This window comes from Bradyrhizobium sp. LMTR 3 (assembly GCF_001693485.1).
In the GTDB taxonomy this organism is placed as follows: domain Bacteria; phylum Pseudomonadota; class Alphaproteobacteria; order Rhizobiales; family Xanthobacteraceae; genus Bradyrhizobium.
The window spans coordinates 138,917-156,213 of record NZ_MAXC01000004.1 but is presented as its reverse complement, the minus strand read 5'-3'; the positions used below and the strand labels follow the sequence as shown (position 1 = coordinate 156,213).

Genomic DNA, 17,297 nt, shown 5'->3' with positions numbered 1-17,297 from the left:
ACCCCCTAAAGGAGCTATAGAAATGGAACCGGCAGCAGCTAAACTTATCGGCGCGGGCATCGCGGCAATTGGCATGGGCGGCGCTGGCGTCGGCGTGGGCATCATCTTCGGCAACTACCTCGCCGCTGCAGTGCGCAATCCTTCGGCAGCCCAGGGCCAGTTCGGCAACCTGATCTTCGGCTTCGCCGTGACCGAAGCGCTCGGCATTTTCTCGCTGCTGATCGCGCTGCTCTTGCTGTTCGTTCCGCTCTGAGCTGCACCCACACGCGCCGCCTCCGGGCGGCGCGCCTGACAGCAACAGGAGAACCCCGTGGCTGAAAAAAGTCATGGTACCCCGGCCAAGGGCACCGGCGCCCACACCGAAGCCGACGGCGGACACGGCGGAGGATTTCCTCCGTTCGAGTCGAGCACGTTTGCTTCGCAACTGGTGTCGCTCGTCATCGCGTTCGTCGCGCTCTATGTGATCGTGTCCCGCTTTGCGCTGCCGCGCGTCGAAGGCGTGATCGACGCACGTCAGAACGCGATCGAGGGCGATCTGGCGGCGGCGCAGAAGTTCAAGGACGAGTCGGACGCGGCGCTGAAAGCATATGAGACCGAACTCGCTACCGCTCGCTCCCGCGCCCAGGCCATCGGCAGCGAGACCCGCGAGAAGCTGAACGCGGCCGCGGAAGCCGAGCGCAAGACACTGGAAGACCAGCTCACCGCCAAGCTTGCCGCCGCCGAGAAGCAGATCGCGGCGACGCGGGAAGCTGCGATGAGCAATGTCCGCGGCATCGCAGGGGATGCGGCCGGCGCGATCGTCCAGCGCCTCACCGGCGTGCTGCCCGACAAGAAGACGGTGAGCAAAGCCGTCGATGCGTCGTTGAAGGGATAGACCGATGTTCACCGAACCGGAAACCTGGGTCGCGATCGCCTTCGTCATCCTGCTGGTGCTGTTTGCCTATCTCGGCATCCACAAGACGGTACTGACGGCGCTCGATCATCGCGGCGAACGCATCAAGGCCGAACTTGACGACGCCCGCCGCCTGAAAGAGGAGGCCGCCAAGCTGCTCGGCGAGTACCAGACCCGCCGCGCCAGCGCCGAGCGCGAGGCCGAGGAGATCGTCGCCAACGCCAGGGCCGAAGCAGAGCGCATCGCCACCGAAGCCAAGGCCAAGATGGAAGACTTCGTCGCCCGCCGCACCAAGACCGCCGAGAGCAAGATTGCGCTTGCCGAAGCCCAGGCGCTGGCCGACGTCCGCGCCGCCGCCGCCAACGCTGCGGTCGAAGCCGCCTCGACCATCCTGTCGCAGTCGGTCAAGGGCTCGGTCGCCGACGACTTGCTCACCAAGGGCATTGCCGAGGTTCGCGCCAAGCTGAACTGAGCGCTTTCCACCATCGACCAAAAGCCGGCGCGAGACGATCGCGCCGGTTTTTTTATTGCTTCTTCCTTTTCGGCGCCGGGCGTTCGGGCTTCAGGGCCTGAGGGTCGAAGCCGATATAGAAGATGTAGCGATCGCCGTCAGCGCCGGGGGGTACCGGATAGGTGAGATCTTCGGCGACCAGCGTGAACGGCTCGCTGCCGCTTTCGGTCATGTTGACCGTGGTCTGGTAGGCCTTGGTGGCGATGGTCTTCTCAGAAATGCCGCCGTGCACCACTGCGACACGTATGGGGACCTGGACCGAAGCCGGCGCGCCGGCGGGGCCTGCGATGACGCGTCCCTGAATGCCGATCCGGGCGGTGATCACGCCGCCATTGAGGCTGCATTCGCGGGCCATCTTGCTGATCGTCGCCTGGAACCGCAGGTCGTTGCCTACCGGCTGCTTGCCGGGGGCAGCGACGGCGTAGGTGGAAGCGCCTGACCGGACCGTGACCGGCGGACAGGTCAGATCGCCGGTGTCCTGGGGTACCGGCGCGGCAGGCGCGTCCGTGGCCGGCTCGTCCGATTTCCCCCCAAACAGGCTCTTGAAACGGTCGGTCAGCGATTGCGCCGATGCCGGCGTGGCCATCGTGCAAGCCAGTCCACCCGCGATCGCAGCCGCGATCGCTACCCTGAGTAAACGATTGTCACCCATGCGACGTCCCTGCCATCCCCGTCATCGTCTATTCCCGCGGCCTTATAGCAGCCCAATGGCGGCGAACCCAAGGCACCCAAAAGGCTTAGAAATCAACGGTTCAGCCGCGGAAATCCTCATGCAGCAGGCCGAACAGCAGGTGGTCCTGCCAGATGCCGTTGATGCAGAGATAGCGCCGCGCCAGCCCCTCGCGGGTGAAGCCGCATTTCTCCAGCACCCGGATCGACGGCGTATTGGAGGGAATGCAGGCCGCCTCGATGCGGTGCAGATTGAGTTCACCGAACAGCGTCGGCAGCAGCACCCGCAGCGCCGCGGTCATGTAGCCGCGGCAGGCGTGAGGCTCGCCGACCCAATATCCGATGGTCCCGGCCTGCACGATGCCGCGGCGGACATTGGCGAGCGTGATTCCGCCGATCATGGCGCCATCACGCTCACGGAAGATGATGAAGGGATAGGAGCGGTCGGCAGCGATATCCTCGGCGTAGCGGCGCAGCCGGCGGCGGAACCCGGCGCGGGTCAGATCATCCGACGGCCAGATCGGCTCCCATGGCGTCAGGTAGGTCCGGCTTTGTTCGCGCAATTGCGCCCATTGCGGGAAGTCCGCCATCTGGGGAGCGCGCAGCAGGAGGCCATGGCCGCGCGGCACGAGCGCAGCCGGTCCGCTGGCTGGCAAACGAAACAGGGCCATGCCCACTCTCCCCCACCCTACTTCAATGTAGGAGCGTTTTCGCCTTTGACCGCGTCAATCCTTCCGCAAAAGACACCGCCGTGTCCAGCCCCCTTCCGCTGCCAAGCGCGACAACCGCCGGCCGACTGCGGGACAGTAGCGCGTGCGCCGCGTTGCGGGTCGATTCGATGGAGACAGCATCGATCCTGGTGACCAGCTCCTCCACCGTCAGCGGTCGTCCATAGGCCAGCACGTGCCGCGCAAGCTGTTCAGCCCGGGACGAGCAGCTTTCCAGCGCCATCAACAGCCCCGCCTTCATCTGCGCCTTGGCGCGAGCGATCTCGGCTTCGGTCAGGGTTTCCACGGAGTCGTTGATGACGTCGACGATGACTTCCATCATCTCCGGGGCATCGCCGGGATCGGTGCCGGTGTAGAGGCCGAAGAAACCGGTGTCGGTATAGGGCGCGTGGAAGGTGTAGATCGAGTAGCACAGGCCGCGCTTTTCGCGCACTTCCTGGAACAGCCGCGACGACATCCCGCCGCCTAGCGTGTTGGTGAAGACCTGCAGCGAAAACAGCGACAGGTCGGTCTGCGGTACGCCTTCGAGCGCCAGCGTCAGATGCGCCTGTTCGAGATCGCGATGAACCACGCGCGAGCCGCCCTTGCCGAACATCGCCGGTTGCGGCTTCGGCGCCGGTGTGGCGTCGAAGCTGGCAAATTTCTGCGCCGCTTCCTCCACCACGCGCTTGTGGTCGACCGCGCCGGCGGCCGCCACCACCATGTCGGGGCCGCGGTAATGCGTCGCCAGATAGCCGCGCAACATGTCGCGATCGAAATTCTTCAGCGTCTTCGCGGTGCCGAGCAGCGACCGGCCCATCGGCTGATCCGGAAAGCAGAGCTCGTTGAGGTGCTCGAACACGACGTCGTCGGGCGTATCCTGCGCCGCGCCGATTTCCTGTACGATGACGCTCTTCTCGCGCTCGAGTTCATCCGGCACGAAGGACGGATTGGTGAGGATGTCGGAGAGCACGTCGAGCGCCAGGGGTACGTCGGCCTTCATCACCCGCGCGTAATAGGCCGTGGTCTCGGTCGAGGTCCCGGCATTGAGGTCGCCGCCGACCGCCTCGATTTCTTCCACGATCTCGCGCGACGAGCGGCGCTTCGTGCCCTTGAAAGCCATGTGTTCGAGAAGATGCGAGATGCCGTGCTCGTTCGGCTTTTCGTCGCGACCGCCGACGCCGGCCCAGACGCCGAGCGCCGCGGTTTCCAGATGCGGCATGGTGTCGGTGACGACGGTCAGGCCGGACGGCAGCTTGGTGACATCAACGCTCATCCGGCAACTCCCTGCTTCGCGGCACGGCTGACCGAGCGCACGAATCGCTCCACCTCGGTTGAATCGTTCTTCATCACCGTGATGTGTTCGGATTTGGTCATGAGGCCATCGAGCCAGGCCGGCAGTTGCGGCCGCACGCCACACGCGGCTTCCACCGCATCGGGGAACTTGGCCGGATGCGCGGTCGACAGCACGATGTTGGGAATCTTCGAGTCCGACGTATCGCGATCGGCCACCGCCAGCGCCACCGCGGTATGGGGATCGACGAGGTCGCCGGCCTCGCGCCAGGCGGCGCGGATCGCGGCCGACGTCTCGGTCTCGTCGGCGCGGCCGGCGTCGAACTCCTCGCGGATCGCCGCCAGCATGGCATCCGGCAGCACGAACCGTCCGGACTGCTTTAGCGAGGCCATCAGCCGGCGGACACTGTCGGCGTCGCGGCGGCTCGCCTCGAACAACAACCGCTCGAAATTCGAGGAGACCTGGATGTCCATCGATGGCGAAGCGGAGGCGTGAACTTCGCGGACTTCATAGATGCCGGTCTTGAGCGTGCGCGGCAGGATGTCGTTGACGTTGGAGGCGATGCGCAGCCAGCGCACCGGCAGGCCCATCCTCTTCGCCACGTAGCCCGCAAAGATGTCGCCGAAATTTCCCGTCGGCACAGTGAAATCCACGGTACGCGCGGGCGCGCCGAGCGCCACCGCCGACGTGAAGTAATACACCACCTGCGCGACGATCCGCGCCCAGTTGATCGAATTGACGCCCGACAGCGAGACCGCGTCGCGAAAGCCGTGATGGTTGAACATCGCCTTCAGGAGCGCCTGGCAGTCGTCGAAGGTGCCCTCGATCGCCAGCGCATGCACGTTGGACGCGCCCGTCGTCGTCATCATCCGCCGCTGCACGTCGGAGATACGTCCGTTCGGGAACAGCACGACGAGGTCGACATTGTCGAGATTGGCGAACGCATCGACTGCGGCGCCGCCGGTGTCGCCTGAGGTCGCGACAACGATGGTGGTACGCTGATTGCGCTTGGCCAGCACGTGATCCATCAGCCGCGAGATCAACTGCATGGCGACGTCCTTGAACGCCAGCGTCGGGCCGTGGAACAGCTCCAGCACGAATTGATGGGGGCTGACCTGGTTCAGCGGCACCACCGCGGGATGGCGGAACGTCGCATAAGCCTCATTCGCCATGCGGCCTAGATCGGCGTCGGAAATTTCGCCCGCGGCAAACGGCTTGATGACGTCAACGGCAACTTCCCAATAGGGCCGGCCGAAAAAGGAGGCGATGGTCTCACTCGACAATTGCGGCCACACCTCAGGCACGTAGAGGCCGCCGTCGCGGGCGAGCCCGGTCAGCATCACATCGCAGAAACCCAGGACGGGGGCTTCCCCCCGCGTCGAAATATAGCGCGTCAAACCACCCTCCAAAGGCGCAAGCCCTATGCCAAGCCTTTGATATTAGCCATGAATTAGATTTCGCCAAGCGCGAAGCGAGGGCGCACCATAATGGGTTTTGGGGCCAAGGGGAAATGGCTCGTGGACGAAAAGAGCGCTGCGGGGCCTGTCGCTTCAATCACTGCCAGTCGTTCAAAAAAGGTGCGTTCCCTCTCCCCTTGCGGGAGAGGGTTAGGGAGAGGGGTGGCGGCATCGGCAGTGCGTAGTTTTGAATTTCAAGGGTTCCCTCCCCGTCATTGCGAGCGGAGCGAAGCAATCCATCGCGCGGCAAGTGGAGAAGTGGATTGCTTCGCTGCGCTCGCAATGACGAGTGGCGCCCCCGCCCCGCCCTCACCCATATCGAAGCACATCGACCGGATCGAGCCGCGCGGCGCGCCAGGATGGATAGAGCGTCGCGAGCAATGACAGCGTCAATGCCATGGCCACGACGGCGGCGGTTTCGCCAAAATCGATCTCCGCCGGCAGCTTCGACAAGAAGTAGAGCTTTGGTGGAAACAGCTCGGTATTGGTGAGCCAGGACAGGAATTGCCGGATCGTTTCGATATTCAGGCAAACCAGCATGCCGACGAGCAGTCCGGTCACCGTGCCGAGCACGCCGATCGCAGCACCTGCGATCAGGAATATCCGCATGATTGCCCCTCGCGAGGCGCCCACGGTGCGCAGGATCGCGATGTCGCTGCCCTTGTCCTTCACCAGCATGATCAGGCCCGACACGATGTTCAGCGCAGCGACCAGCACGATCAAGGTCAGGATCAGGAACATGACATTCCGTTCGACCTGAAGTGCGGCGAAGAACGCCGATGTACGCCGCCGCCAGTCGACGAGCAACACCGGCCGTCCCGCGGCGTCAGCTACCGGCCTTCGGAAGCTGTCGACCCGGTCAGGGCTGCCGTCGATAAAAATTTCGATGGCGCTCACGTCATCGGCGCGGTTGAAATAGGCCTGCGCCTCGGCGAGCGGCAGAAAGACCATGACGGAATCATATTCCGACATGTCGATGCTGAACACCGCCGCAACCTTGTACGGCTTGATCCGCGCCGTCGTGCCCTTCGACCTCGCTGCGCCATCCGGCGCGACCAGCGTGATGTTGTCGCCGGCACGCAGCGACAATTGATCGGCAAGCCGGCGTCCGATCGCGACCCCTTGCCCCTGATCGAAACCATCCAGCGAGCCCTGCTGGACGTTGCCGGCGATCGCGGCAAGTTTGTTGAGATCGTCGGAACGAATGCCGCGCACGAGCACGCCGGAGGCGTTGTGCGCCGACGATGCCAGCGCCGGAGCGTCCACCACGGGAACGGCGAGCCGTATGCCTTGCACCTGACTGATGCGCTCGGTGACGTCCTCCCAGTCCGTCAACGGCTGCTCCAGCGGTTGCACCAGAAGATGGCCGTTCAGGCCGACGATCTTGCCCACCAGCTCCTTCCGGAAGCCGTTCATGACCGCCATCACGATAATCAGCGTCGCAACGCCGAGCATGATGCCCAGGAAGGAAAAACCGGCGATGACGGAAATGAAGCCTTCCTTGCGACGCGCCCGCAAGTACCGCCCGGACAGCAGCCATTCGAATGCCGAGAACGGCAGGGGGCGTGGAATCTCCATGGCTCCACTTTAGCGCGTTTTTTGGTACGATTGGCGCGCTAGCTATGAAGAATGAGATACTCGTCCACCGCCATATTCCTGCCACGTCAGATTAGGGCGCCGCGAGCAGCGAACGACAAACGGTTTCTCAATAAAGCAGGAAGACGTGGAGGGCCGGGACGCGCCCGGCCCTAGGTCAAGCTCTCAAGATTTTGCTCCAATCAAGCCCGGTATTGTGAGCCCGTGGTGGCGAGCAGACGTCTTCGCGTGATCATGGCGCTTCCCTTGCGGATGCCCTGGGTCAAGCCTCGAAGTTCAATACGCGTTCGCTCAAGCTCAACCGACGTCCGGCATTTCCTCCAGCAGCTTGTCTAGCGTGATCGGATAGTCGCGCACGCGGACGCCGGTGGCGTTGTAGACGGCGTTGGCGACCGCCGCCGCAACGCCGCAGATGCCGAGCTCGGCGACACCCTTGGCCTTCATCGGCGACGACATCGGGTCGGTCTCGTCGAGGAAGATCATGTCCTGATGCGGAATGTCGGCGTGAACCGGGACCTCGTACCCAGCGAGATCATGGTTGACGAAGAAGCCAGCGCGCTCGTCGACGACGAGTTCCTCCATCAGCGCTGCGCCAACGCCCATGGTCATCGCGCCGATCACCTGACTGCGCGCGGTCTTCGGATTGAGGATGCGGCCGGCGGCACAGACTGCAAGCATCCGGCGCACACGCATCTCGGCCGTGGCGACATCGACGCCGACCTCGACGAAGTGCGCGCCGAAGGTCGATTGCTGATACTTCTTGTCGACGTCGCCATACTCAATGCCGTCCTCGGCGCCGAGGCCGCTATCGCCCGCGGCTTGCGCCAGCGGTACGCGGCGATTACCCGAGCGAACCTCACCATCAGCGAACTCCGCTTCCGCCGAGTTGAAACCAAGTTTTTGCGCGACCGCCTCGCGCAGCTTGACGCATGCGGCATAAACGCCTGCGGTCGAGTTGTTGCCGCCCCATTGTCCGCCGGAGCCTGATGACACCGGGAAAGTCGAGTCTCCCAAACGCACCACCACTTTCTCCATCGGCACACCCATCATCTCGGCCGCAGTCTGCGCGATGATCGTGTAGCTGCCGGTGCCGATGTCGGTCATATCGGTCTCGACGGTTACAACGCCGTTGTTGTCGAGCCGCACGCGCGCCGCCGACTTCGTCAGCAAATTGTTGCGAAACGCGGCAGCGACGCCGATGCCGACCAGCCACCGGCCGTCGCGGACCCTGCCCGGCTGCGGATTGCGCTTGTTCCAGCCGAAGCGCTCCGCGCCTGTCCGCAGGCACTCGGTGAGGCGGCGCTGCGAGAACGGCCGCTCGGGCTTTTCCGGATCGACCTGGGTATCGTTGATGATACGGAACTCGATCGGATCCATGCCGAGCCGCTCGGCCATTTCGTCAACCGCTATCTCAAGCGCCATCATGCCCGATGCCTCGCCCGGCGCGCGCATGGCGTTGCCTTCGGGCAAGTTCAGCTCGGCGAGCCGCGTGGCGGTCATGCGGTTGGCGCCGGCATAAAGCAGCCGCGTCTGGGCGACCGCGCCCTCGGGCCTGCCGCCGGGCAGATTGCCGGACCACTCTTCATGACCGATAGCCGAGATTTTGCCGTCCCGGGCCGCACCGATGCGGATGCGCTGGATCGTTGCGGGGCGATGTGTGGTGTTGTTGAAGACAAAGGGCCGCGGCAGCGCCACCTTGACCGGCCGCCCGGTTGCGCGCGCGCCGAGTGCCGCGAGCAGTGCATCCGAGCGAACGAACAGTTTGGAGCCGAAGCCGCCGCCGATGAAGGGCGAGATCAGGCGAACGTTCTCCTTTGGAATGTCCAGCGTCTTCGCCACCTCCCCCACTCCCCAGGCGATCATCTGGTTCGAGGTCCAGAGCGTGAGCTTGTCGCCATTCCAGGCGGCGATCGAGGCATGCGGCTCCATCATCGCATGCGCCTGATCGGGCGTGGTGTAGTTGGCGTCGAGTTGAACCGGCGCTGCGGCGAATGCGTCGGCAAAATCACCGACTGCGGTATCGGCCGGACCACCGAACACGGCGCGGGGCTTGGCAATGTCCTTGACCGCCGCGAGATCGAAGGCGCCATCGGTTCGGACATAGTCGACGCGGACGAGTTCCGCAGCGGCGCGGGCCTGCTCGAAAGTATCGGCAACCACGAGCGCGATCGCCTGGTGATAATGTTCGATGTCGGGACCGCCGAGCAGCTTCGCGGTGTTGCGGTCACCCTTGCCGAGCTTGCCGGCATTATCAGCCGTGACGATGGCGCGCACGCCGGGTGCCGACTTGGCGGCAGCGAGATCCATACCGGCGATCCGGCCCTTGGCGATGGCCGAGCCGATCACGTAGCCGTAAGCCGGATTTGAAACGCCTTCATGGTGCTCGTAGGCATAACGCGCGGTGCCCGTGGTCTTGAGCGGACCATCGATGCGATCGGCGGGCTTGCCGACCACCTTGAGCTGGTCGATCGGATTGATTGTGGCAGCGGTTTCGAATCTCATGGATCAACCTTTCGGATCAGCCTTTCGCTTCAGCCAGCACGGCGCCCAACGTGCGTTCGGCCAGCGCCAGCTTGAATGAATTCTCCCGCGTCGGTTTGGCGTCGGCGAGCAATTGTGCGGCGACCGCCTTGGCGCCACGCGGCATCTGGGCCTCGGCCGCCTCGACCCGCCATGGCTTGTGCGCGACGCCGCCGAGCGCGACACGCCCCGTTCCGTCGCGCTGCACGATCGCAGCCACCGATACCAGCGCGAAGGCGTAGGAGGCGCGGTCGCGCACCTTGCGGTAGATCTGCTTGCCACCGACCGGTTTTGGCAGCGTCACCGCGGTGATCAATTCGCCCGGCATCAACGTCGTTTCGATATGCGGCGTATCGCCGGGCAGACGGTAAAATTCGGCAATCGGGATCGTTCGCGTCGCGCCGTCGGGCCGCACGGTTTCGACCGTGGCGTCGAGCGCGCGCATCGCCACCGCCATGTCGCTCGGATGGGTCGCGATGCAGGCTTCGCTTACGCCTATAACAGCATGCTGGCGGCTGAAGCCGCCGATCGCCGCACAGCCGCTGCCGGGCTTCCGTTTATTGCAGGACTGATTGGTGTCATAGAAGTAAGGGCAGCGCGTTCGCTGCAGCAGATTGCCTGCGGTGGTCGCCATGTTGCGCAATTGCCCCGAGGCGCCGGAGAGCAGCGCGCGCGACAATACGCCATAGTCGCGCCGCACGCGCGCGTCCGCGGCGAGATCGGTGTTGCGCACCAGCGCGCCGATGCGTAGTCCGCCCTCCTGCGTCGGCTCGATCTTGTCGAGCGCGAGGCCGTTGACATCGATCAGATGGGCCGGCGTCTCGATCTCGAGTTTCATCAGGTCCAGGAGATTGGTGCCACCGGCGATGAATTTGGCATCCGGCTTGCGCATCGCGGAAGCCGCGGCCTCAGCCGGCGTGCGGGCGCGTTCGTAGGTGAATGATCTCATGCGGGCCTCCCGGCGACTTCCGATATTGCCTCGGCGATGTTGGAATAGGCGCCGCAACGGCAGATGTTGCCGCTCATGCGCTCGCGGAGCTCGGCATTGCTGAGTTGCGGCGGCGCGTTCAGGTCGGCACTGACGTGGCTCGGGATGCCGGCCTTGATCTCGTCGAGCACTGCGACGGCCGAACAAATTTGTCCGGGCGTGCAATAGCCGCATTGGTAACCGTCATGCTTGACGAAAGCGGCCTGCATCGGGTGCATGTTCTCGGGCGTGCCGAGCCCCTCGACGGTCGTGATGCGCTCGCCCTCGTGCATCACGGCGAGCGTCATGCAGGAATTGATCCGCCTTCCGCCAACGATGACGGTGCAGGCGCCGCACTGGCCGTGGTCGCAGCCCTTCTTGGTGCCGGTGAGATGCAGGTGCTCTCGCAGCGCGTCGAGCAGCGTGGTTCGTGGGTCCAGCGTGAGGCCGCGCGCCGCTCCGTTCACGGTGAAGGAGACTTTCCATACGGCAGAGACATCAGCAACGGCAGCCTCCACGGCAGGCACTTGCGCATTGACGATGGACGGCGCGGCCGTCAGCGCTATCGATGCGGCGCTTCCCGCCAACAGTTTACGGCGCGATAATTCGAAGTCGCTCGGACTTTTCATGTCGTGTTCCCGTTTGTGCTTTTCGCCCGGATCCGTTCGAGGTAGCGCGCGATCTTGACCGCTGCCCGCGTGAAATATCCGGCTGCGCTCCTGTAACTGCGCCGCGTTTCGGCTGTTCCTGGCCGGCGTTCACGTTTGATAGAGCGCGAGCGACGCAGGGCCCAACATCTAGCGGCCGCAGGCGCGTCCTATTAGGTGACAGGATTAACTTGTACCTATGAACTGGATTCATGAATGGCGCGGCAAAACATCAGCGATCTCACCGTGTTCCTTGCAGTGGCGCGCGTAAGAAGCTTCACCCGGGGCGGCGGCGCAGCTCGGTGTTTCAGCCGCCTCTGCTGTGCTCGTTGAGGCGCTGCGTTACCGGCGCTGATGCTTGTTGCCGGACCAACAAAAGGGCCGCAGGCGAACCTGCAGCCCTCTCTCCTGGAAGGGTCCGTCACTGATTTGTGCAGACCTTCATGGTTTTCGTGCCGGTTTCGGCCACCCGCCATCGTGGTCTCGCGCCTCCTGGAATTCGGCGGCGGCAGCGGTCTTCGCGACAGGCCATCGGAGAGACAGCGCTTCGATCGTCAGAAATTCTTCAAGGCGTCGTTCCTCGAGGGCTCCAATAATGCCGGGCAACGCGCGATGGAATCGATTGTTCCAGTTTTTCCCGATCTTACCGAGGATGAACCGTCGGACGAGGCGGCGGCGAACTAGTCCTTCCGGGGTCGTTCCAGGCTTTTGAGATATTTCAGCCCCTCGACCGCCAGGAGCTCCGTGTCGGTCTCGCCCGCCATGCAGCGCTGCTCGATAAAATGCTGGAGACTGGCCCGGCGTGCATCGTTCTCGTCGATACCGCTGTGGATCAGCAGGTAGACGCTCCAGGCCCGTGCAAACGCAGCTTCTGCGATATCCGGACTGTTCATCCAGCTCTCCTTGCAAATGCTCCGCAAGGTTACTTTGCCAGTTTCTCCCGTCAACCGGCGGCAGACTATCCGCATCATCTTCTTGCTTGGCAACGGCGCGAACGGAGCGCGCCCGTGCGGCACGGCTGGTGGTGTAGCCCACGCGGATGCCAGTGCGTTCAGCCGAGCCCCATCTCGACCGCGATCCGGATCAAGTCCGAATGGTTCTTGGCGCCGAGCTTCTGCTTGAGCAGCGAGGTAGTGTTGGCAACCGTTTTGTAAGAAATCTCCAGCGCGTCGGCGACTTCGACGATCTTGTCGCCGCGACCCAACAACCGCAGGATTTCCAGCTCGCGCGCCGTCATCAGCGATGCCGGATTGGCCTTGATCGACGCGCCTGAAAACGTCACCGCCTCCGCCAGTTGCGGTGAAATGAAATTCTCGCCCGCGGCCACCTTGCGGACGGCCCTTACCAGCATCCGCGGATCGTCGCCCTTCGAAACATAGCCCTGCGCGCCCATCTCGATGGCGCGAACGACGAACGCCGGATCGTCATTCATGCTAAACATGATGATCCTGGCGCGCGGATCGTCCTTGCGGATGCGCCGCATCAGCTCGAAACCAGAAACGTCGGGAAGCTTGATGTCGATAACCGTGACGTCGGGCTTCCTGGCAACATAGGCGCGGTGGCCGGACTTGGCGTCGGTGGCCTCCTCGATCTTGACGGAATTGTCCGAGGCGAACAGCGAACGGCAACCGGACAGGACCACCGGATGGTCGTCGACGATCAATACCTTCGTTGCCGGTCTGGCGGAATTTTGCATCATCCATCCCCTTCCGGGATAAATAAGCGGTTGGCGGTATTTGGAAAGAGAAATCTTGGGTTGCGGGAACTAAAATAGTGCAAATGTGGGAAAGGCTTTCTCTTAGAACGCGGTTGTTGCTGCCGCTCGGCCTGATGTTCGTGGCCGCCCTGCTGGCCGGAGCCGTTTCGCTCCAGATCTTTGCCTCTGCGCAACTTGTGGAGGAAGCCCAGCCAGGGACCCGCTCGGCCAGAACGGTCGCGACGGCGCTCAACGCTGCGCTTCGAGCTTCGGCCAATCCGCAAGCAACCCTCGATGCCTTCGTGGAATCACTTGGAACGTCGGAAACAATCCGGTTTCGGCGCCTCGGGACCGACCTCGATGTTTACCCTCCCGAGGTGCAGACTCCCCTGGGAACGGTGCCTGACTGGTTCGTCCACCTCCTCGCCATCCCCGAAATCGGGACAGCCTTCCCGGTGATGGTCGAGGGGAAGCAGGTCGGCGATATCGTGTTTGCGCCGGACATGTCCGCCGACATCTACGAAAAGTGGATCGGATTTCTGGCGATCGCCTGCGCCGGAATTGTCCTGATGCTGCTGACGGGGGCGATTGCCCACTTCACCGTGCGCTCCGCATTGGTGCCGCTGCAGAATCTGGGCGACGGCCTGACTCGCATGCGAACGGGGAATTACGAACAGCTAATCTCCCCTGCCGGTCCCCCCGAGATCCGCAGGAGCGCGCAGGAAGCCAACAAACTCGCCCGCACCCTCAATCGCCTCAGCCAGGATAATCGCAGCCTGCTGCGCCGGATCATGTCGCTGCAGGATGACGAACGTCAGGATATGGCGCGCGAGCTCCATGATGAACTCGGGCCACTGCTGTTCGGGATCCGCGCCAACACGGTGGCGCTCCTGGAAACCATCCCGTCCGCGAATGCGGAGCTGAGGAGCGCGGCCGATGGCATTCTGCAGTCGGTCGAAACATTGCAGCAGGCGAACCGCCGCATCCTCGACCGCTTGCGGCCGCTCTACATTCAGGAGCTCGGCCTGGAGAAGAGCATCCAGACGCTGCTGCGGAATGCGAAGGCGCAGTCGCCTGATCTCAAAGTGACGTCGCAGATCGACGCGGCACTGAACGAGGTCGACGGCCTGCTGTCGCAGACGGTCTATCGCGTGATCCAGGAGGCGGTGACAAATGTGCTCCGCCACGCCAAGGCGAAATCGATGCATGTCTCGGCAGGTATCAACGAGCGCGAAGTGACCGTGGAAGTATCCGACGACGGCATCGGCTTTCCGGCGGATCGGGTATTCGGCCGGGGACTGACGGGAATGCTGGAGCGCGTTCGAGCGCTGAGCGGGACGCTTGAATTGCTGCGCGAGGCAGGGCGCACCAGCATTCGTTGCCGGCTTCCGGTGGGCGATTCCACCTCACATTCGCAACACGCAGAACGGAGTTAACGATCAGTCGCCAACGGCGGCAACTTCCTGGCGCAACGCCTGGCCCGAAGGGGCACAGGTGGTCCGCAGGATCTTGGCGTCGCGCGAAAAGGTGAATGCGATGCGGACGGGCGCGCCTTCGTGGCTCAGGTAGTCGAGCACGACGCCGTCAGCGGTTGGCGTGATTTCCTCCAGCCCGAATGCGGTGGGCGCAATCGCATCGAGGCGCGGCCGCCAGTAGGATTCGAGTCCGGCGCGGCCTTCGCTGACCTTGGCCTCGCCGCACCGGCATTCGGCCATCGCGTCATCAGAATAGAGGTCGAGCAATGTCGCGAGGTCGCGATTGCGGCACGCGTCCAGCCAGTCGACCACCAATGCTACCTGATCGAAATCATCAGCCAATTCCGCGATCCCATCCACGTTGCCATACCCTGTCCCGAGTTCCAACGCGGGTGACGGAGTATGGCGATCGTCGTGAATGGACACTGAACAGCCTGTTTCCGGAACTCACCGTGGTACCTTAAATGATTGTGCGGAACAAAGGTTCCACCAGGCTAGTCCGGATGAATACGGGTCTCACGCTCGACGCTGCGCACGCCACCATACACGGAACGCGATGACGACTGCGAAGGCCAGCGTGAACCAGGTGATGGCGTATTGCAGGTGATCGTCCTTGAGGTGCACGGAGAGCGGCCCGGGCTTTGGAATGCCATTTTCCGGCACCGGTTGTTCCAGATCGACATAGAATGGCGCGACGGCCTTGCCGTCCTCGCCCCAGCCGAGCGCGCGCGCCATCGCGAGATGATCGCGGGTGAACCAAAGCCGTTTTGCTACGCTCTCCGGCGGCGTCAGCGTGCCGGCGCTCTCGGGAAAGCGGATATAGCCGGTGAGCTGCACCGGGTCACCGGTGATGAGCCGTCTCACGGCGCGATCCTGCTGGGCCCGGTCCTGCATCGTGTTCTGCACAAAGCCGGTGTTGACCACGATGGTGCTGCCATCGGCGAGACGGGCCGGCAGGAAAGCCCAGGTGCCGGGGCCGGAGACGTCATTGCGCACCGCGGAGCCCGCGCTATAGACCATCGCGTCCGGCAACGGCGCGTAGGTCGCGGTGAAGCTGACGCGGCGGAATTCGTCTTTGGCTGGCGTCAGCGAATGCCATTGCGATTGAGCCGGCAGCATGCCAGGCGTAGCGGCGAGCCGTTCGTTCAGCATCGCGATCAGCGCGTGCTTCTCGACCCGGCGCTGCAATTGCCAGATTCCGAGGCCTGCGAAGGCCACGACCATCAGCAGCGTGAAGACGGCAAAGCCGACGACCGGCCGCCGCCGTGACGAAAGGCCGGTCATTTCGGCTCGCGGTCGATCAGCCGGCCCGGCGCCGCCTTGTGATGGAATTGCAGCGCGATCAGCAGCGACTTCATCGAGCGTAACGGCAGAAGCGTGGTCACTGCGATCAGCGGCAGCCAGAGCGCCGCATGCAGCCAGAACGGCGGCTGATATTTGACTTCGACGATCAGGGCGGCGGTGACCACGATTGCGCCCGCCAGCATGATGATGAAGATCGCAGGACCGTCGCCGGAATCGATGAAGGCGTAGTCGAGCCCGCAAGCTTCGCAATTCGGGCGCAGGTCGAGGAAGCCCGCATAGAGCTTGCCCTTGCCGCAACGCGGGCAGCGGCAGGCAAGGCCGCGGAGCGCGCTCTGAGTTAGTGTGGGTTGCGTGTCAGCCATCGACTTTTCCTTCCCTCTCCCCTTGTGGGAGAGGGTGGCGCCTCACGAAGTGAGGCGACGGGTGAGGGGTTCTCTCCGCGGAGACAGACCCCTCATCCGCCTTCGCTTCCGCCGCAGCCGATGCAAAGCATCGGCGTTCTGAAGAACGGCGGCCGCAGGCCGCCTATGGGCACCTTCTCCCACAAGGGGAGAAGGGTAAGAGAAAGGGGCGGTCCTTCCGACCGCCCCCTTGTAGCACGTCAAGCCTGCATCAGTGCCCGGCCACCGGTCCCGCGCCGCGGAACCAGACGTAGATGGTGACGAACAGGAACAGCCACACCACGTCGACGAAGTGCCAGTACCAGGCCGCGAATTCGAAGCCGAGGTGCTGCTTGGAGGTGAAGTGGCCGGCATAGGCGCGGAACAGGCAGACCAGGAGGAAGACAGTGCCGACCAGCACGTGGAAGCCGTGGAAGCCGGTGGCCATGAAGAAGGTCGCGCCGTAGATATTGCCCGAGAACGTGAACGTGGCGTGGGCATATTCGTAGGCCTGCACGGCGGTGAAGCAGGCGCCGAGCACGACGGTGAGGATGAGGCCGTACTTGAGCCCTTGGCGGTCGTTCTCGAGCAGCGCGTGGTGCGCCCAGGTCACCGTGGTGCCCGAGGTCAGCAGCAACAGCGTGTTGAGCAGCGGCAGGTGCCAGGGGTCGAAGGTCTCGATGCCCTTCGGCGGCCAGGTGCCCGGCACGCTGCAGGCACCGGCAGCCGTCCCCGGGCCGCAACCGAACACCGCGTCGCGGGTGGCGTGGACCGCATCCGCAGGGAACAGCGCGGAATTAAAGAACGCCCAGAACCAGGCGACAAAGAACATCACCTCGGAGGCGATGAACAGGATCATGCCGTAGCGGTGGCTGATCTGCACCACGCGGGTGTGGTCGCCCTTGTACTGGGCTTCGCGGATCACGTCGCCCCACCAGCTTGCCATGGTGTAGAGCACGCCGATGGTGCCGACGCCGAAGATGATCGGCGCGGCAGCGAACATGTGATGCATCCAGGCGATCGCGCCCACGGCCATGATGAAGGCCGAGATCGAGCCGACGACCGGCCACGGGCTCGGATCGACGAGGTGGTAGTCGTGGTGCTTCGCGTGCGCCGTAGCCATTGCGGTCTCTCCGTTAGATGTGCCGTTCCCTTCGGCACATATTCGTCTCAACAATCAA

At 63.8% G+C, this 17,297-nt stretch carries 19 protein-coding genes; 5 read left to right on the top strand and 14 right to left on the bottom strand.

Annotation, left to right across the window (positions count from 1 at the left end):
* Positions 1 to 22 precede the first annotated feature (22 nt).
* The 3 genes from LMTR3_RS04995 to LMTR3_RS04985 are packed head-to-tail and all read left to right on the top strand — an operon-like array spanning position 23 to position 1,364.
* Entirely contained in the window at positions 23 to 253 is a 231-nt protein-coding gene (locus LMTR3_RS04995) for a F0F1 ATP synthase subunit C (protein WP_028348038.1), read from the top strand.
* Between the two features lie 57 nt (positions 254 to 310).
* The gene (locus LMTR3_RS04990; protein ID WP_065743972.1) at positions 311 to 874 is read left to right on the top strand and encodes a F0F1 ATP synthase subunit B family protein; all 564 of its coding nucleotides are present in this window, start codon (positions 311 to 313) and stop codon (positions 872 to 874) included.
* 4 nt (positions 875 to 878) lie between these two features.
* Positions 879 to 1,364: a F0F1 ATP synthase subunit B family protein gene (locus LMTR3_RS04985; RefSeq protein WP_065743971.1), complete on the top strand. Its 486-nt coding sequence runs from the start codon at positions 879 to 881 to the stop codon at positions 1,362 to 1,364.
* Positions 1,365 to 1,416: 52 nt separating this feature from the next.
* Here LMTR3_RS04985 and LMTR3_RS04980 read toward each other — a convergent pair whose 3' ends face one another.
* The 8 genes from LMTR3_RS04980 to paoA form a co-directional block, all read right to left on the bottom strand.
* On the bottom strand, positions 1,417 to 2,055 hold the full coding sequence (locus tag LMTR3_RS04980; protein WP_065743970.1) for a hypothetical protein: 639 nt from the start codon (positions 2,053 to 2,055) through the stop codon (positions 1,417 to 1,419).
* Between the two features lie 100 nt (positions 2,056 to 2,155).
* Entirely contained in the window at positions 2,156 to 2,743 is a 588-nt protein-coding gene (locus tag LMTR3_RS04975) for a GNAT family N-acetyltransferase (RefSeq protein ID WP_057845472.1), read from the bottom strand.
* 22 nt (positions 2,744 to 2,765) lie between these two features.
* Positions 2,766 to 4,055: a M16 family metallopeptidase gene (locus tag LMTR3_RS04970; protein WP_065743969.1), complete on the bottom strand. Its 1,290-nt coding sequence runs from the start codon at positions 4,053 to 4,055 to the stop codon at positions 2,766 to 2,768.
* The gene (gene thrC, locus LMTR3_RS04965) at positions 4,052 to 5,470 is read right to left on the bottom strand and encodes a threonine synthase (RefSeq protein ID WP_065743968.1); all 1,419 of its coding nucleotides are present in this window, start codon (positions 5,468 to 5,470) and stop codon (positions 4,052 to 4,054) included. Before thrC ends, LMTR3_RS04970 begins: the two co-directional genes overlap by 4 nt.
* Positions 5,471 to 5,839: 369 nt before the next feature.
* On the bottom strand, positions 5,840 to 7,108 hold the full coding sequence (locus tag LMTR3_RS04960; RefSeq protein ID WP_065743967.1) for a lipoprotein-releasing ABC transporter permease subunit: 1,269 nt from the start codon (positions 7,106 to 7,108) through the stop codon (positions 5,840 to 5,842).
* A 315-nt stretch (positions 7,109 to 7,423) separates the two neighbouring features.
* Positions 7,424 to 9,628, bottom strand: a complete 2,205-nt coding sequence (gene paoC / locus LMTR3_RS04955; protein ID WP_065743966.1) for an aldehyde oxidoreductase molybdenum-binding subunit PaoC — start codon at positions 9,626 to 9,628, stop codon at positions 7,424 to 7,426.
* A 16-nt stretch (positions 9,629 to 9,644) separates the two neighbouring features.
* Positions 9,645 to 10,595 (bottom strand): FAD binding domain-containing protein, encoded by a 951-nt coding sequence (locus tag LMTR3_RS04950; protein ID WP_065743965.1) that lies wholly within the window; start codon positions 10,593 to 10,595, stop codon positions 9,645 to 9,647.
* Positions 10,592 to 11,242, bottom strand: a complete 651-nt coding sequence (gene paoA, locus LMTR3_RS04945; RefSeq protein ID WP_065743964.1) for an aldehyde dehydrogenase iron-sulfur subunit PaoA — start codon at positions 11,240 to 11,242, stop codon at positions 10,592 to 10,594. The genes LMTR3_RS04950 and paoA overlap by 4 nt, the downstream gene beginning before the upstream one ends.
* Positions 11,243 to 11,737: 495 nt before the next feature.
* On the opposite strand from paoA, the gene LMTR3_RS38335 reads away from it, so the two are divergent.
* The gene (locus LMTR3_RS38335; RefSeq protein WP_065743963.1) at positions 11,738 to 11,944 is read left to right on the top strand and encodes a hypothetical protein; all 207 of its coding nucleotides are present in this window, start codon (positions 11,738 to 11,740) and stop codon (positions 11,942 to 11,944) included.
* Here LMTR3_RS38335 and LMTR3_RS04935 read toward each other — a convergent pair.
* Complete coding sequence (locus LMTR3_RS04935) at positions 11,941 to 12,153, bottom strand: hypothetical protein (protein WP_065743962.1); 213 nt, start codon at positions 12,151 to 12,153, stop codon at positions 11,941 to 11,943. The genes LMTR3_RS38335 and LMTR3_RS04935 overlap by 4 nt on opposite strands.
* 158 nt (positions 12,154 to 12,311) lie before the next feature.
* A complete protein-coding gene (locus LMTR3_RS04930; RefSeq protein WP_065744048.1) occupies positions 12,312 to 12,956 on the bottom strand; it encodes a response regulator transcription factor in 645 nt (214 codons plus the stop codon).
* 113 nt (positions 12,957 to 13,069) lie between these two features.
* On the opposite strand from LMTR3_RS04930, the gene LMTR3_RS04925 reads away from it, so the two are divergent.
* Positions 13,070 to 14,392: a histidine kinase gene (locus tag LMTR3_RS04925; RefSeq protein WP_349643788.1), complete on the top strand. Its 1,323-nt coding sequence runs from the start codon at positions 13,070 to 13,072 to the stop codon at positions 14,390 to 14,392.
* Between the two features lie 3 nt (positions 14,393 to 14,395).
* On the opposite strand, the gene LMTR3_RS04920 is transcribed toward LMTR3_RS04925, so the two are convergent.
* The 4 genes from LMTR3_RS04920 to LMTR3_RS04905 form a co-directional block, all read right to left on the bottom strand.
* Positions 14,396 to 14,743, bottom strand: coding sequence for a nuclear transport factor 2 family protein (locus LMTR3_RS04920; protein WP_245319762.1), 348 nt, complete (start codon positions 14,741 to 14,743; stop codon positions 14,396 to 14,398).
* Between the two features lie 204 nt (positions 14,744 to 14,947).
* Positions 14,948 to 15,715 carry an SURF1 family protein gene (locus tag LMTR3_RS04915; protein WP_065743960.1) on the bottom strand — a complete coding sequence of 256 codons (768 nt, stop codon included), beginning with the start codon at positions 15,713 to 15,715 and terminating at the stop codon, positions 14,948 to 14,950.
* Positions 15,712 to 16,098 carry a DUF983 domain-containing protein gene (locus tag LMTR3_RS04910; RefSeq protein WP_065743959.1) on the bottom strand — a complete coding sequence of 129 codons (387 nt, stop codon included), beginning with the start codon at positions 16,096 to 16,098 and terminating at the stop codon, positions 15,712 to 15,714. The genes LMTR3_RS04915 and LMTR3_RS04910 overlap by 4 nt, the downstream gene beginning before the upstream one ends.
* A 250-nt stretch (positions 16,099 to 16,348) precedes the next feature.
* The gene (locus LMTR3_RS04905; RefSeq protein ID WP_065743958.1) at positions 16,349 to 17,239 is read right to left on the bottom strand and encodes a cytochrome c oxidase subunit 3; all 891 of its coding nucleotides are present in this window, start codon (positions 17,237 to 17,239) and stop codon (positions 16,349 to 16,351) included.
* Positions 17,240 to 17,297: the final 58 nt, after the last annotated feature.